This is a genomic window from Bradyrhizobium genosp. P (genome assembly GCF_049949265.1).
Taxonomy (GTDB): Bacteria; Pseudomonadota; Alphaproteobacteria; order Rhizobiales; family Xanthobacteraceae; genus Bradyrhizobium.
In genome coordinates, this window is sequence record NZ_CP188195.1 from 9,585,175 (window position 1) to 9,601,812 (window position 16,638).

The window sequence follows — 16,638 nt, forward strand, 5'->3', positions numbered from 1 at the left end:
CCGGCTTCGCTTGCGCGAAGCCACCCTCGCCCACCAGGGGAGAGGGTGCAACGATTACGCGGCTAGCACCTCACGGCACGATCGTGACCGGCGAGAAGTCGACGAACCAGCTCTTCGGCTGCACGAAGCCCTTGATCTTCGGGCTCATCGCGCGCGGACCGACGTCATGCGCGACGTACAGGAAGTCGGCGTCATCGACCGAGGCCGCATGCAGCTCGGCGAGCGCCGCGTCGCGTGCCGCGGGCTCGAAGGTCTGACGGGCCTTCTTCACCAGTTCGTCGAACTTCGGGTTGTTGATAAAGCCCCAATTGTTCGAGACCGGCGGCGCCATGCCCGACTGCAGGAAGCGCACCAGCGCGAAGAACGGATCCATCGCCGCATAGGTGACGTTGACCGCGTTCGAACCGTTGGCCGACGGATCCTTCGCACCGCGCCGCCAATTGGTGAACAGCGTATTCCACTCGATGACGTCGAGGTGCACGTCGAAATAGCACTCGGCCAGCGCCTGCTGCAGATATTCGTTCATCGGCAGCGGCAGCATCTGGCCCGAACCTGACGCAGAGGTCTGGATCTTGACCGTCAGCTTCTTGTTCGGACCGTAGCCCGCCTCCTGCATCAGCTTCTGTGCGGCCGGCTTGTCATACTTGATCTGGAAGGTCGGATTACCGCGCCAGGGATGGCCGGGCTCGAAGGTGCCGGTGGCCGGCACCATCAGGCCTGCGAGCAGGCCGTCACGCAGCCCTTCGCGATCGATGCAGAGATTGGCGGCCTTGCGGACGCGGATGTCGTTCCACGGCGAGCCTTCGACGCGCGAGAACTGCCACGGCCAGACATGCGGCTCCTCATTGCTGTACAGCACAAAGCCGCGCTGCTTGATCTCGGGCAGCGCATCCGGCGCCGGCGCCTCGATCCAGTTGACCTGCCCCGACAGCAGCGCCGCGGTGCGGGCGTTGGCTTCCGGCATCGGAAACAGCACCATCTTGTCGACCTTCGGCACCCGCGCCTTGTCCCAGTAATTGTCGTTCTTCACCAGTTCGAGCCGCTCGCGCGGCGTGAAGCCCGACATCTTCCAAGGGCCGGTGCCCGAAGCATCCTTGGCGAACGCGGTCCATGCCGCCTGCGACTTCGCCTTGGCATCTGCGCCTGCAGCCTTGTCGTAGAATTGCTGCCACTTGGTCGGGCTCGCCATGAACAGATTGGAGAGATTGATCGGCAGGAAGCTGTCCGGCTCCTTGGTGGTGAACTCAACCGTCATGTCGTCGATCTTGCGGGCCGACACCAGCGTCGGCATGCGCGAGGCGGTGACGCCGACCTGGCTCGGGTCGAATTGCGGCGCGTCCTGCTTCAGGACTTTGTCGACGTTCCAGACCACGGCATCGGCGTTGAAGGCCGAGCCGTCGTGAAAGGTGACGCCGGGACGCAGCTTGAAGGTCCATTTCGTCTTGTCGGCATCGTCGACCTTCCACTCGGTGGCAAGGCCGGGGATGATGACACTGGCCTTATCGGATGACGACAGGTCCCACATCGTCAGCGCGTCGTACATGGTGAGGCCGGTGAAGCGATTGCCTTCAAAACCCTGGTCGGGCTGACCGAGGGTGCGCGGAATATCAGCAGCCGTCATGCCGATGCGCAGCACAGTCTCAGCGCTGGCGGTCGCCGGCAGGCCTGCCACTAGCGAAAACGCCAGCATGACGGCCGCCGCTGGCGCTTTGGTCTTCTTCTTGTTACGCATCTGAGCAACCTCTTCTCGACGTCAGGTGACTTGTTCTGGGTGATTATTTCTTGGGCAAGCGTATGCAATGCCTGTGCCAAGGGGAACAGTTCCTCAGCAGATAACCCCAAGCCGCGTCATTTCTTCTCACATCACGGCATATCGACGCCACTCTGCCTATTCTGGCATCATGCTTGCAGGTTTCGGCTCCAATCTACAATCAGCGGAGCCTCCATATGCGTGCGCGTAACTCGATCCTGATGGCGGCAATGGCGTTCGCCATAGCTGCGGGCTGGCCTGCCGTGCCGGCGCAAGCCGAGTCCGTTGTGCGCTACGGCATTTCGATGGCCGACATCCCGCTCACGACGGGCCAGCCCGACCGCGGCGCCGGGGCTTATCAATTCACGGCCTATACGATCTACGATCCCCTGGTCGCCTGGGAGATGGACGTTTCCGACCGTCCGGGCAGACTGGTGCCGGGCCTCGCCACCGAATGGAAGGTCGACGACAAGGACAAGACCAAGTGGCGGTTCACCTTGCGCAAGGGCGTGAAATTCCACGACGGCAGCGACTTCAACGCCGACGCCGTGATCTGGAATCTCGACAAGGTGCTGAACGACAAGGCGCCGCAATTCGACAAGCGGCAGAGCGCGCAGGTCAAGACCCGGCTGCCCTCGGTCGCGAGTTACGCCAAGATAGATGCCTCCACGATTGAGATCACGACCAAGACGGTCGACTCCTTCTTCCCCTATCAGATGCTCTGGTTCCTGGTCTCGAGCCCCGCGCAATATGAGAAGCTCGGCCGCGACTGGGACAAGTTCGCCAGCCAGCCTTCCGGTACCGGCCCGTTCAAATTGACAAAACTGGTGCCGCGCGAACTCGCGGAGCTTTCGAAGAATCCGGACTATTGGGACAAGAAGCGGATTCCGAAAGTAGACAAGATGATCCTGATCCCGATGCCGGAAGCGCTGACGCGCACCAACGCGCTGCTCGCGGGCCAGGTCGATCTGATCGAGACGCCGGCGCCCGACGCCGTGCCGCAGCTCAAGGCCGCCGGCATGAGGATCGTTGATAACATCACGCCGCATGTCTGGAATTATCATCTGAGCGTGCTGCCCGGCTCGCCCTGGACCGACATTCGCCTGCGCAAGGCACTCAATCTCGCAATCGATCGCGATGCCGTAGTCGGGTTGATGAACGGGCTCGCCAAGCCTGCCGAGGGCCAGATCGACCCGTCGAGCCCCTGGTTCGGCAAGCCAACCTTCGAGCTGAAATACGACCTAGCAGCCGCCAAGAAGCTGGTGGAGGAAGCGGGTTATTCGAAGGACAAGCCGCTGAAGACGACCTTCATCATCGCGCAGGGCGGCACCGGGCAGATGCTGTCGTTGCCCATGAATGAATTCCTGCAGCAGAGCTTCAAGGAGATCGGCATCGACATCGACTTCAAGGTGGTCGAGCTCGAGACGCTATATACGCACTGGCGCAAGGGCGCGGCCGATGAGATGAACGCCGGTATCACTGCCAACAATATCGCCTATGTGACGTCGGATCCGCTCTACGCCATCGTGCGGTTCTTTGCATCCGACCAGGTTGCGCCGGTCGGCGTCAACTGGGGCGGCTACAAGAATCCGAAAGTCGACGCACTGATCAACGAGGCCAAGCAAACATTCGATGTCGCCAAGCAGGATGATTTGATCGCACAGGCGCATGCACTGATCGTCGACGATGCCGCGCTGGTCTGGGTGGTGCACGATACCAATCCGCACGCGCTGTCGCCGAAAATCAAGACCTTCGTGCAGGCGCAGCACTGGTTCCAGGATCTGACGCAGATCGGAGTGGAGTGACGCAAGTAAACCCACCCGTCATTGCCGGGCTTGACCCGGCAATCCATCCATTTGAACAATGCACTTTCGCGATGGATGCGCGGGTCAAGCCCGCGCATGACATCCAAGCGCATCACTTCGTCATCAGCGCAAACGCACCGTTCCAGTCGTCGGGCGGCGGCTCTTTCTGGAAGGCCCGGATGCGCGCCTCGTAGAGGCTGTAGAGATACTGCAACGAATACGCCTCGTCGCTCTTGCGGCCGCGCTCGATGGCGGCGAGCGCGCCGTCCCAGTCGCGGCTGCGGTAGCAGGCAAGCATCTCGATCGTGAGGTTGCGCAGCCGCTGGAAGCGGCCGGAATTTGCGACGTCCTCGCGGCCGGCAATCGCATAGATCACCTCGGGCTCCTTCTTGCCCTTCACCAGGATGAAGTCGAGTTCGAGGATCGCGAACTTCTCCTTCACCGCGAGCGCGGTCTTCGAGCCCACGATGATCGGGAAGCCGTACTCCTTGGACTGTCCCTCCAGACGCGACGCCAGATTGACGCTGTCGCCGAACACCGAATAGTCGAAACGCACGTCGGACCCCATATTGCCGACCACGCAGGTACCGGTGTTGAGGCCGACGCCGATGTTGAGCGGCACATAGACGTGACCGCCTTCCTCTGCTTCCGCTGCGCGCTCCTGGTTCAGCTCATCAACACGCTCCAGCATGTCGAGCGCAGCTTCGCAGGCGTTGAGCTGGTGAGCCCTGTCGTCGAGCGGCGCATTCCAGAACGCCATGATGGCATCGCCCATATATTTGTCGATGGTGCCCTTGCGGGTGAGGATTGCGTTGGAGAGCGGCGACAGGAAGCGGTTCATCAGCGCAGTGAGGCCCTGCGGATCGCTCTTGTAGGTCTCGGAGATCGAGGTGAAGCCGCGCATGTCCGAGAACATGATGGTCATCTCGCGCTCCTCGCCGCCGAGCACGAGCTTTTCCGGAGAATGCGCGAGCTGCTCGACCAGCGCCGGCGACATGTATTGCACGAACTGCGACCGGATCTGCCGGCGCTGCTGCTGCTCGCGCACGAAGCTGGAGAAGATCAGCGTCAGATAGATCGCCGTCGTCGACATCAGCGGATAGGTGAAATCGATCAGCAGCCGGTGCTGCGTGTAGAAATACCAGGAGATGCCGAGCAGCACCGACGCGAACAGGCCGCCGACTGCGACCAGCGTCACCGGACCGAACTTCGGCGCGAACGCGATGACCAGCAGCCCCATGATCAGCGCGGCAAAGAACTCGATGCCGACGCCGTAACTCGGTTGCGAAACGATGTCTCCCGTCAGCGCGCTTTCCAGCACCTGGGCGTGAACCTCGACCCCGGGCATCGCCGGCGTAACCGGTGTCGTCTTGATGTCGTTCATTCCGATCGACGAGGTGCCGATCAGCACCAGTTTGCCCGCGATCCTGTCCGGCGCGACGCGCCCCTCCAGCACGTCGATGGCGGAGACATAGATCGAGGGATCGAGACGGGCGTAGTGGATCCAGAGCTGCCCGTTGCGGTCGGTCGGAATAGTGAAGCCCTTGACGCCGATACTCTGGATACCGCCCTTGTCGGCCTTGATCAGGATCGTGCCGGAGCCACTTACGACGCGCAGCATCTCGAAAGTCAGCGACGGCATCGTCACGCCCTGCGCGACCATGATCATCGGCACGCGCCTGACGATGCCGTCGCGCTCGGACTTGATCGTGAACAGGCCGCGGCCCGCGGCCGCCTCCTCGAGCAAGGGGACATTGCGCAGCAATCCTGGAAACTCGACCATGAACGGCTGCGGCTCCTCGCCGAGCATGGCGAGGCCGGTGACCGGGAGGTTCTGGTTGAGGTCGGCATGAACATTGAAGTCGCCGGATTCGCCGAGCACAACGCGCGAGTTGCGGATGGCGTCCGCAAGGATGCGGTCGTTGCTCGGCAGTTGCCGCAACCTGACGCGCATCTCCTCGTCGAGATTGCCGAACGTATCGGCCGCGATGTCCGGGTTGAGGCGGTCCGGTTCGGAAAATACCTCGTCGAATGCGATCACGACAGCGCCGAGCCGGGTGAGATTGGTGACGATGTCTGCGATCCGCGTTCGCGGCCATGGCCATTGGCCGAGCCGAGGACTAGCGAGGCTCCTCTCGTCGATATCGACGATAGTGACAGGGCGCGCGGTCTTTTTGCGGGGTTCGAGTACCTGGAAGCTGTCGAACGTCCTGATGCGGATTTCCTGAACCGGAGGCGGATCCCAGACGCGGAGCGCAGCGACGCCGATCAGCAGCCCTACGCACGCCAGTCGCGCATAGCCGAAGCGCCGCGCGAACCACCTTCGTATCGCCCTCAGCCGTGTCATGTCATTCAGGTATCATGGCGCGGCGGCTTGATCACGTTGTTGTTTCGGCAAGGCCCGCGAGAGCCGCATTTCGTCGGGCAGACGCTTACGCGAAATGGAAGTCGGCGGCGTGCAACTGCGCCTTGGCCACCCCCGACAGGACAATGGCATCGCTGGCATCCAGGGTGATAACCGTGTTGCCGTGTCCGTCATCGTGCGCCGCGGTCAAGGCTGCCTGCGCATTTGCAAATATTCCGCTGCCGAACTGCAGCGTGTCGGTGGTGGGATGGAAGTTTGTCACCGTGTCGTGGCCGATGCCGGTGAAATCGAACGCGAAATTATTGCTGGCGCCAGTGCCGGTCAGCGTCTGGTTCGGGACATTGGCAACGATCGTCTGGCTGGTCGCCTCGGGATCAACTCCGGCCTTGTCGCCACTCGCTGGCGGATCGACGATATTGACGCCGTCATGCTGATCGTCGGAAACCGTCCAGCTCGAGCCCGACAAATCACCGGCCAGTTTCAAAGTGACCGATTGGCTCGTCGTCTGGTCGGTCACGACAAGCGAGGTAGTGTCGGTATCGCTGTCGAAGCTTCCGGCGCCGGTCGACGCCACCACAGGATCGTCGGCCGCATCGAAGCCCCTGAGATCGAGCACATTGCCGGTGCCGACGATGCCGGCGATCTTGCCGGCGAAGCCTGCGGGGTCATCAAGCTGCAGCGTTCCACTGCTTCCGCCAAAGGTCACGGTCTGCGTCGTGGCCCCGGGGATTTCCAGCGTCACATTGGCTGCAATGTCCGGGCTGGCGTTGTCCGGGTCGCTGACATGCATGAGGAAGCTCGGCACGGTGGCGGTGCCATCCTGGACGAACTCGACATGGCCGGCCTCGATCTGCCCCGTGGTAAAGCCGCCAGTCGGTGCCGATACCCAGGTCTCGCCGTTGAAGACATTGAACTGACCGCCGGCGACGTCACCCACCGTATAGGTGAGGTTCGTGTAGCCGGGATCGCTGACGTTGAAGTCGCTATTGCACAGCACCGTGGTGCCGCCCTCGCCGACGGTCAGCGCAAAACTGTTGAGGATCGGGCCGACCTCGACAGTCGTGGTCACGGTGGGGCTGTGGACGACGTTGTCATACGCCGCCCATGTCACCGTACGCTCGCCGTCGGCGGCTCCGGGAGCGAACTTGATCAGTTGCAGGGCGGCGTCGAAGTCGGCAGCGGATGGGCTGCCTGCGATTCCCGATAGGAAAATCGAAGGCTGGTCGGGATGGGTGACGTTGTCGAAATGATAGTGGATGGTGCCGTCCGAATAGACGAGTTCGCCATCGAGGCTGCCATTGATCGAGAGGGCGTCGCCGCTCCTGGCGCCGGATGAAATCCAGACGTTGACGCTCGCGACCGTACCGGTGTCGTCCGTGACGGCGACCGACGGGTCCAGCGAGACCGGCGTACCCGCATAGGTGACGGAGTTGTCCGCGCCGGCGACCACGGGCCCACTACTGTTGTTGCCGCCGCTGCTAAACTCCGAGTAGGTAAAATTATCCAGCGCGAACTGCGTACCGGAACCATTATAGCCTGCGCTCGTTCCGCCGGACGACGTGAAGACCAGATTGGTAATATCGGTGAAGTCGAACTCGAACCACGTCGGCGACGTCGTGTTGACGACGACGGTTTTCTCATCGAGCAGCGTGCCATTGTTGTAGTCGTCGACGGTGATCGTCAGCCCATTGTTCCAGGCACTCGTGAGATCGGCCCCGATGAAGTCGAATGCGGCACCGCTGACCGACGCAGGGTTTCCATAGCCGTTGTATGCGACGTTCGGCGCCGAAACGGTCCCGAAGAAATATCCGGAGGGATATATGCTGGGGCCGTGCAAATAGTCGAAATTGGACCAGTTCAGACTACCGTATCCGTTCGGCACCACAATGCCGCCGGCCGGCAGGTCGTCGAACGTCAATGTGGTCGCCTCGGCCTGTGTCACCGATACGCCCACTGTCTGCTGGGTCGCGGTGTTGCCCAGGCTGTCGATCGCGGTCACATAAATGGGGTCAGAACCAGGCGTTGCGCTGGTGTCGATCAGCGTCGCAAGGTCGGTGTTCACGTCGCTTAGCGTACCCGTAATCGAGAGCGTGGTCCCGGCAGCGCTCACCGTATCGCCGTCGCCGACCGCGTTCGCCGACAGCACGCCATGCTGGTCGGTGAGGGTGACCGTGAAGATCTCGCCCGTCGTGTTGCCGCTCTCTGCCAGGCTGATACCGCCGATCGCGGCCTGATGTCCCGCGACGAACGTGTGGGAGTCGGTCCCGACCGTGATCGCCGGGACATCGTTGACCGTCGTTGCGATTTGCGCAGAAGCGGTGTTGCCGAGGTTATCGACCGCGGACAGCGTGATGGTATCCGCGCCGAGCGTGCCATTGGTGACGTGCAGTGTCGCGAGATCGCTGTTCACATCGCTCAGCGTGCCAGTGATGGTCAGGTTGGTGCCGTCGGTGCTCACCGTGTCTCCGTCGCCGACGGCGGTCGCCGATAGCACGCCGTGCGTGTCGGCGAGCGTGACCACGAAGATCGCGTCCGGTGTGGCACCGGTCTCCGACAAGCTGATGCCCGAGATCGCCGCCGATTGGTCGATCCCGATCGTCTGCGTGCTGGTCGGCACCTTGAGCACCGGCGGCTGTTCGACCGCTTCCGTCAGCGTTACCGACACCGTCTCGCTGACCGTGCCGCCATGGCCATCGCTGATCACGACGTCGAAGGTCTCGATCTTGCTGTGCGAGGGGATGCCGTCGAGCGCGGTGCGGACGGCCGCGGAACTGGCATCATACGTCCAGGTGAATTCACCGCCGGTTCCGCTGCCGGTGGTGTCCGACGCCAAGGCAAGCGTCAGGGTTCCGAGCGCGGCGCCGCTGCCGGTGTAGGTCACGCTCTGGACCGTGTGTGTATCCAGGAGATTGGGATCGGCGAAATCGATCGTCCCGTTCGTGGTCAGCGTCGGCGGGTCGACCTCGCCGTTGCGGACATCGAAAACATCGACGCCGTCGATCCCGGTGTTGCCGGCGGTCTGTGGCAGGGTCAGCAACGCAATCTGGTTCCCGGACTGCGGCAGCTCGTAGTAATGCGAACCGTCGCCTGCACTATAGCCGATCCGCGCCGGCGTCCCGCCGAGACCATTAGTCCCGCCGGTGGTCCACTGGATCTGGCCGTAGCGGTACTCGATGTCGAAATTGCCGCCGCCCTCGTTGATCAGCACGACCTGGAAAGAATTGAGCTTGTCGGTGGCTGCCGAATAGTAGCCGACATCGTCCCAGGTGATGGTCATGATGCCGTCGGCCTGGTCGAGGTCGTAGAACACCTGACCGTGTCCGCGCGTGTCGACGTGCGCCCAGAACGGCGCAATGATCGGGCTGTCGAAGCCTGCGCCGATCGCCTCCGGCGTGTACGCGCTCAGCGGCGCGGAGAAAGTGATGTTGCCATTGTTGTTGATGTAGAGCGAGGTGAAATGGTGGCCGAAGAAATCGATGCCGCCCGAGCCGAACACCGAGGTGATGTCGATCGCGCTGCTGGAGCCGTCGTCGTTCGGGAGCATCGCCAGCGTGCCAAATCCCGTAGCATTCGGCAGGTTGCTGATCAGTCCGGACGTCGCGAGTTCCGCCGCAGTGCCCGGGCTAATCGTATTGTGGCCGCCGCCCTCCGCGGCGAGCATGATCGAGCCTGTCGCGACCGTTCCTGAGGTAATGACGGGCGCTTCATTGAAGCCGGTCACGGTGACGTCGATGACCCGCTGCGCAGTGCCGTCGAAGGAGGTGACGGTCAACTGCTCGTGGACCACCTGTCCGCCGGACAGACTGTCCGCGCGTGCGCTATCCAGCGTGTAAGTCCATGCGCCGGTCGACGCATCGAAGGTGAAATTGCCGTAAGCGCCGGTGAGTGCCGCGCTCGCGACCGGCCTGAACACGGCTTCCCCGGCGTCAATGTCGTGCACCGTCAGCGTTCCGTTCGCCGTGACCGAGGCACCCTCGGACACACTGCCGGCCGCCGGCCCGGTGATCGTCGCAGGATCGTTCTGAACACTGAGACTTGCCGTCGAGGTCGCGGTCAGCGTGCCATCGGAGGCCGTGTAGTTGAATACGACCTCGCCGTGGAAGCCGGACGCCGGCGTGTAGGTCCAGCTACCGTCCTGGTTGTGCACCAGCGTGCCGCCGCCCGTCTTGATCGAAACGTCGGTGATCGACAGCGACAGACTGTCGATATCGCTGACGGCCTTCAGCAGCGTGTTAGGCGTAATCGTATAGGAACCGTCTCCATGGGCATCCGCAAGCGTCACCGGGTCTGCGACCGGCGCCACTTCCGCTGGTACGATGACGGGCTGCACAAGGTCTTGCACCGCCACCGTGACAGGGACGGTCGTGGTGCCGCCGCTGTAGCTCAGCACGATGTTGAAAACTTTGGCGAGGTCGTCGCCATAATGGAGCCCGGCAAAATCGGACTTCGCCTCGCTGAAGCTCCACTGCACATTTCCGTTGCTGTCGAAGGCCGCAGTCAGGAGATTGGTCGGATTGCCGGACGCGTCGGTGACGCTGAGCGAAACCCCGCTGCTGCCACCGGTGATCTGGATCTCGCCTGACGCCGTGAGCTGAGCCGGAGAGCTAGCCGTTTCCTGGATAATCGCGCCGTGGCCCGACGTCGGATCGACGAAGTAGATGTTGTTGGCCCCTGACGAGCCGCCCGAGAAGGACGAGTTGCTGGCAAATGCGAAATAGAGACCGCCCGCGCTGATCGCGACACCGCCCTCGGACGGAGCGTTGCTGCCGGCACTGACCAGCTTGAAGACAGGATGCGCGGGATCAGTGACGTCGACAACGTAAGTGTCGGCATAGGTATTGGTGTCATCCGGCGTGAGTTCCGCCGTGCTGGTGAAGATAATGAAATGGCCGTCCGGGCTGATGACGGGATTGCTGCTGTCGCCGGCCGGCGCATTCGCGGTCGTGAACACCACATGGCCGGTGGTGAGATCATACATGCTGATCTCGGTGTGACCGGACGCCCCCTCAGATTGATAAACCACGTAGTGGCCGTCGGCGCTGATGGAGGCCGCGGTGATGCCGGCACCGGTCGACGTGCTCGCGATCTCGCTGATCAGGCCCGTCGACACATTGTAGGTAAAGAGATGGCCGGAGCCACCCGGCGCCGAGTCCGCGCTCCAGAAGGCGATGATGTGGCCATCGGCACTGATCGCCGGCTTTAGCAGCGTGCCGGTGGCGCCGACCACGGCCGGCGTAATCGTGCCTTTGGAATTGCCCTGTAGATCGAAGATGCCGATTCCGCCGCCGGCGAGCTGCGCCAGGATCGTGCTGCCGTCGCCGCTGACGGCGGGTGAAGAACCGGCCACGATCTCGATCTGCTTGTGAAAATGCGCCGGATCGGACGGATCGGTACCCCAGACGAAAATATATGTGTGGGTGCCGTCGGTGCCCTGATAGACGACGTAGCGGCCATCCGAGCTTATGGTCTGGCCGGAATAGGTGAAGCCGTCATTGGCAGGTGTCACCTGCGTCGTGGTGCCGGTCGCGCGGTCGTAGTAATAGATGACGCCATCGGGGTCGTACACGACGTTGCCCGAGGCGCTCATCACCGGGCCAGTATGGTCGATCGCCCCCGTGGTGATCGCGCCCACCGGCGACGGCGTCACCGGGAAGGGGATCGACGGGAAAGGGATCGACGGCGGCGGAGCTTCAGTCCCGACCGGCTTCACCACCACAAAGGTTTGGCTCGGCGTTGTCCCTGGCAGGGATCCGCCGATGGTGAATAAGTGGGGGTCCGTCTGCGAGGTGGGGTCGCCGTTCTGGTTCGGACTGCCGCCATTGGTGTACGACGGCTTCAGACTTTCCGTGTACGGCGAGTCCGCCGGCGAGCTGCTGCCGACACTCGCATATCTGGTCTGCGGATTGGCGTTGTCGGTATGCTGCGGCAGGTTCGGATCGATCGCCTTCTGCAGTTCGTAGGTGTTCAGCGCCGCCTGGAAGGCGTTGAACTCGGCTGCGACCTGCGCCGGCGTCTTGTCGCTCATCTGCGCGATCACATTGAAGGTCGCGGTCGGGGTCAGCGTCAGCGAGCCGCCGCTGCTTGTGACCATGCCGATCAAATTGCCCTGGGAGTCGAAGACCTGGACCGAGTGGAGCAAGCTGTCGTGCTGGTCGATGACCGAGATCGACACGTTGCCGTCGTTCGAATCGATATCCAGCGTCACCGCGGTGCCGCGGATACCCATCGTCGCGATCGGTGTACCGACCTTCATGTCACCGGTCTTGGCGACCTGGCCGGCGACGAAGGTCGCTGCGCCCTGCACCAAAGTGAACAACGACGTGTTGTTCGTGCTGGTCGGGTCGTAGGTCAGGTCATTGAGCATCAGCCGCGCATTGGCGCTGAGGTTGAATGTCGTGCCGTCGTTCAACACGAGGCCGAGGGTCGAGTTGCTGCCGGTCTGCACCACGTCGGTCTGGTAGACCGCATCGCCGTTTTGCAGATCGACCGTGACACCGTTGCGGACGATGCTGGCGCTGCCTGACAGCTTGGCGACGTGCCCGATCAGCTTGGCGGGGGTAGCGCCGCCGGCTTGCGCGTATTCCGTATGGCCGGTCAGCGCATCAACGACCCGGGGGTCCATCGGTGCGCCGTCAGGCGAGCGCAGCGCCGGATGCTTGTCGCCGTGGAAGTAATTCGGCACCACAACACGGTGCGTCTCATCGGAGATGACGAGGTCGCCACCGGACTTGTGGTAGTCTCCGGAAAACAGCAGGTGGGCGTCGGGAATCGTGACGCCTTCCGCGCTGCCTGGATGGGCAAGCGAATCGAGATCGATGTGGGTGTGGCTCAAGGAGTCGAGCCCGCTCGATCCGAATTTACCGGCGTAATTCAATGCGCCACCATAAATCGTTAATAAAACTTAAATATTCCCTACGAGGCCATCTATACCATTGCGATTCCCAGCGCGAAAGCACGCAAACAGTGTGCTCACCCGATAGCCAGCGTATTCGCGAAGAATTTCGGTCAGTAGATCGATACAAATATTGGCAGATTGCATGATTATGTTTGCGCCTTTCTCAACAAAGGTCGAACTCAACTGGGTATTTCCAAGTAAAAATGTCACAGTTCCTACGTGAAAGAGGGCGTTAGTCTTGACCTCACACACCCACCCTCACTTGTCCTGAGTTCTTCGGGACGATTCGACCCGGATTTCTGGTTCAAGACTATGATCTGGTTAACAGATCGCGCAAAAGCCGCGCACGCCGACCCGTTAACCAGCAATCAAGGATAAGGCTTCCCTTCCAGCAAAAGGTTCGACCGGCCGCGGTCACAAAATCGATAAACTTTTACAGGAGTGAGCGAGATGGCTTTCAGCCTGCCGAGCGACTTTCGCCGGCCTGCGGGCGGGCCTTAAGCAGTTCGGAAACAATACAGCCGATCCTGTCGCCTCGAAATGATCCAGTCGCGTGCGGGCGAATTTCGCCAGCCGAATGCCTGGACAGGGGGTGTCAGATGGGGATTTTCGGTTACGCGCGCGCGCTGCGTGTGCTTCTGCTTGCCTGCGGGCTGGCCCTGGTTGCGCCTATCGACGTCTTGGCGGCGAACCTGCTCTCTCCGGCGGGCGCATTGCTGATCAAAAAATTAGCCGAGCCGTTTGGCATCCCAACCGTCATTCTCGACGGCGGCGGGGTGCACGACAAATGGTTTGGCCTGCAGAGCCGCCTCGACGACGACATGGTGCAGCTCGTACTTTGTGATGGCGATCGCGAACGTTGCGCCTCGCCCGCTGCCCTGCAACTGCTCGCCATCATCGATACCGCGCGGGCCCGCGACGGCCGCGCCCGGCTCGGCGAGATCAACCGCGCGGTCAACCTCGCCATCCACCCCGCCAGCGACATCATGCAGTATGGAGCGATCGACGTCTGGGCCTCACCGCTCACGACCTTCGACCACCGCGCCGGCGACTGTGAGGATTATGCGATCGCCAAGCTCGCGGCGCTCCGCCTTGCCGGCATCTCAGCTGAAGACCTTCGCCTCGTGATCATGCACGACACGCGGCTCGGCGAGGACCACGCTGTCGCCGCCGTATGGCTCGACGGTCACTGGCTCACCCTCGACAATCGCCGGATGGCAATGGTGGAGGACTCCGATATGCGCAACTATCGGCCAACCTTCGTGATCGGCCGGGACGGTGTCAGCAAGTACACCGATATACCGGCCGTCGCCGAGGCCGCGTTGCGGCCGGTTGCACAGGTGGATTGATCGGCTTCCGGCCGCTGCGGTTCCATCGGGTATCCAAAAACGACGCGAACCATACTTCCACACATATCGCGCCCGATTTGACGTCGGCGATTCACCGCACCGAAACGGTTTATGTTCAAGGTGCACAACCAACCGGTTCCGGATCGCACCACCATCATGACAACAGCATCATCCGCACTCGAGGTGCGAGGGTTAACCAAGCGTTTTGACCGCCCGGCGGTCGATGCGCTCGATCTCACCGTGCATGTCGGCGAGTATTACGCGCTGCTCGGGCCGAACGGTGCCGGCAAGACCACGACGCTGCGCATGGTGGCAGGCCTGCTGCGGCCCGATGCCGGCTCGGTGTCGATCCTCGGCATCGATGCGCTGCGCGATCCGGTGGCCGCGAAACAGGTGGTGGCCTGGGTGTCGGACGAGCCGATGATCTACGACAAGCTGACGCCGCTGGAGTATCTCGAATTCGTCGCCGGCCTCTGGGGCATCGATCCCAAGATCTCCGAGACATCGGCGCACGATCTGCTGGTGTCGCTCGGGCTCGAGCCGCATCTCAATGAGCGCTGCGAGGGCTTCTCCAAGGGCATGCGCCAGAAGGTGGCGCTCGCCGGCGCGCTGGTGCACGACCCGCGCCTGATCATTCTCGACGAACCCCTGACCGGTCTCGACGCGTTGTCAGCGCGTCACGTCAAGGGACTGCTGCAGGATCGCGTGCGCGCGGGCTGCACCGTGATCATGACGACACATATTCTCGAGGTCGCCGAGCGCATGGCTGACCGGATCGGCGTGATCGCGGCCGGAAAACTGATCGCCGAAGGCACGCTGGACGAGCTGCGTCAGCAGAACGGCCGCAACGACACCAGCCTCGAGGACATGTTCATCGCGCTGGTCGACACCGAAGCGGCTGCCGCGTGAACTCGGTCGCCCATTTTTCCTGGTTCGCCCGCCACGAGTTCCGCCTCGCCTGGCGCGAATGGCTGGCGATGATGACCGGCGGCCGGCGCCGCCGCAACCGCGCCGTGATCGGACTCCTGGTCTTCGCCGCGGTCATGCATCTGCCGGCCTATGTCGTGGTCGCCGGCTTCGCCGACCTCCGGTTCCCGCTCGATCCGTCGTCGCTGATCGTGCTGACCGCGACGATCTTCCTGTCGTGGGCCCTGGTCCTGTCGCAGGCGATCGAATCCGTGACACGCGTATTCTATGCCCGTGCCGATCTCGACCTGATCATGTCATCGCCGGTGCAACTGACCAATATTTTCTCGGTCCGTATCGCTGCCATCGCGCTGTCGGTGAGCTCTATGGCACTGTTGCTGTCGACGCCGTTCATCGACGTGCTGGTGATGCTCGGCGGGGCACGGTGGCTCAGCGGCTTCGGGGTCGTGGTCGCGATCGGTCTTTCGGGCGCGGCGGCCGCGATTGCCATCACCGTATTCCTGTTCCGCCTGATCGGGCCGAGCCGGACGCGTCTCGTCGCGCAGATCGTCTCCGCCATCATCGGCGCGGGCTTTGTCATCGCGCTGCAGGTCGTTGCGATCCTCTCTTACGGCACGCTGTCGCGCTTCGCCGTGCTGACCTCGGACACCGCGGCGCGCCTGGCTCCTGCCGCCGACAGCATGGTGTGGTGGCCTGCGCGTGCCGCGCTGGGTGATACCGAAGTGATGATGCTGCTGGTCGCCGGCGGGCTCATGATGCTCGGCGGCGTCATGGCGGTATTCGCCCCGCGTTTTGCCGACACGGTCGTGAGCGTCGCGGCCAATCCGGCTGCGGCCACACGCGGGCGCGCCCACGCCTTCCGCTCAGGCTCGCGGCAGCAAGCGCTGCGCTGGAAGGAATTCCTGCTGCTGCGCCGCGATCCCTGGCTGCTGTCGCAGAGCCTGATGCAGATGCTCTATCTGGTGCCGCCGGCGCTGATGCTGTGGCGAAGTTTTTCCGACTCGTCGACCGCGATCGTGCTGATCACGCCCGTGATCGTGATGGCTGCGGGTCAGTTCGCCGGCGGGCTCGCCTGGCTGACGATCTCGGGCGAGGACGCCGCCGATCTGGTGGCGACCGCGCCGCTGCCGCCGTCACGCATCGTCCGCACCAAGATCGAGGTGGTGTTGATCGCGATCACCGCCATCTTCACACCGCTGGTGGTCGCGCTGGCCTTCACCTCGCCACGGCAGGCCGCGGTGACCGCGATCGCGGTGCTCATTGCGACCGCGTCCGCCGCTGCGATCCAGCTCTGGTTCCGTGCACAGGCGAAGCGCAGCCAGTTTCGCCGGCGCCAGACCTCCTCACGCGTCGCGACCTTCGCGGAGGCCTTCTGCTCGATCGGCTGGGCCGCGACATCGGCGCTGGCGCTGACGATCCCGGACGCCGCCGTCGTCAGCGGCGTGTTGACCGCGGCAATTCTGGCCGCTGCGTGGAAGATCAGCCCGCGGCGCGAATAACCGCCAAGGTCGGCTGCCAGTCAGGGCATATTCGCTATCTCGTTGAAC

The 16,638-nt window shown here is 62.8% G+C and carries 7 protein-coding genes; 4 read left to right on the forward strand and 3 right to left on the reverse strand.

Translation table 11 applies throughout. The annotated features are described in order from the left end of the window. Nucleotides 1-70 precede the first annotated feature (70 nt). Nucleotides 71-1,732 carry an ABC transporter substrate-binding protein gene (locus ACP2YO_RS46095; protein WP_426437755.1) on the reverse strand — a complete coding sequence of 554 codons (1,662 nt, stop codon included), beginning with the start codon at nt 1,730-1,732 and terminating at the stop codon, nt 71-73. Between the two features lie 215 nt (nt 1,733-1,947). Between ACP2YO_RS46095 and ACP2YO_RS46100 the strand changes: the two genes are divergently transcribed. Further along, complete coding sequence (locus tag ACP2YO_RS46100) at nt 1,948-3,555, forward strand: ABC transporter substrate-binding protein (RefSeq protein ID WP_426437756.1); 1,608 nt, start codon at nt 1,948-1,950, stop codon at nt 3,553-3,555. A 112-nt stretch (nt 3,556-3,667) separates the two neighbouring features. Here the strand turns inward: ACP2YO_RS46100 and ACP2YO_RS46105 are convergent, their stop codons facing one another. Continuing rightward, on the reverse strand, nt 3,668-5,902 hold the full coding sequence (locus tag ACP2YO_RS46105) for a CHASE2 domain-containing protein (protein ID WP_426437757.1): 2,235 nt from the start codon (nt 5,900-5,902) through the stop codon (nt 3,668-3,670). 85 nt (nt 5,903-5,987) lie between these two features. Continuing rightward, the gene (locus ACP2YO_RS46110; protein ID WP_426437758.1) at nt 5,988-12,794 is read right to left on the reverse strand and encodes a nidogen-like domain-containing protein; all 6,807 of its coding nucleotides are present in this window, start codon (nt 12,792-12,794) and stop codon (nt 5,988-5,990) included. Between the two features lie 620 nt (nt 12,795-13,414). Between ACP2YO_RS46110 and ACP2YO_RS46115 the strand changes: the two genes are divergently transcribed. The 3 genes from ACP2YO_RS46115 (at nt 13,415) to ACP2YO_RS46125 (ending at nt 16,590) form a co-directional block, all read left to right on the forward strand. Then, the gene (locus tag ACP2YO_RS46115; RefSeq protein ID WP_426437759.1) at nt 13,415-14,164 is read left to right on the forward strand and encodes a transglutaminase-like cysteine peptidase; all 750 of its coding nucleotides are present in this window, start codon (nt 13,415-13,417) and stop codon (nt 14,162-14,164) included. A gap of 156 nt (nt 14,165-14,320) precedes the next feature. Next, nucleotides 14,321-15,073, forward strand: a complete 753-nt coding sequence (locus ACP2YO_RS46120) for an ABC transporter ATP-binding protein (protein WP_426443483.1) — start codon at nt 14,321-14,323, stop codon at nt 15,071-15,073. Next, nucleotides 15,070-16,590, forward strand: coding sequence for a permease (locus ACP2YO_RS46125; protein ID WP_426437760.1), 1,521 nt, complete (start codon nt 15,070-15,072; stop codon nt 16,588-16,590). Before ACP2YO_RS46120 ends, ACP2YO_RS46125 begins: the two co-directional genes overlap by 4 nt. Nucleotides 16,591-16,638: the final 48 nt, after the last annotated feature.

Excerpts from the sequence above, each read along its gene's own strand:
- ACP2YO_RS46100 (WP_426437756.1), top strand. The coding sequence starts at position 1,948 with ATGCGTGCGCGTAACTCGATCCTGATGGCGGCAATGGCGTTCGCCATA.
- ACP2YO_RS46115 (WP_426437759.1), top strand. The coding sequence starts at position 13,415 with ATGGGGATTTTCGGTTACGCGCGCGCGCTGCGTGTGCTTCTGCTTGCC.
- ACP2YO_RS46105 (WP_426437757.1), bottom strand. The coding sequence starts at position 5,902 with ATGACACGGCTGAGGGCGATACGAAGGTGGTTCGCGCGGCGCTTCGGC.
- ACP2YO_RS46095 (WP_426437755.1), bottom strand. The coding sequence starts at position 1,732 with ATGCGTAACAAGAAGAAGACCAAAGCGCCAGCGGCGGCCGTCATGCTG.
- ACP2YO_RS46120 (WP_426443483.1), top strand. The coding sequence starts at position 14,321 with ATGACAACAGCATCATCCGCACTCGAGGTGCGAGGGTTAACCAAGCGT.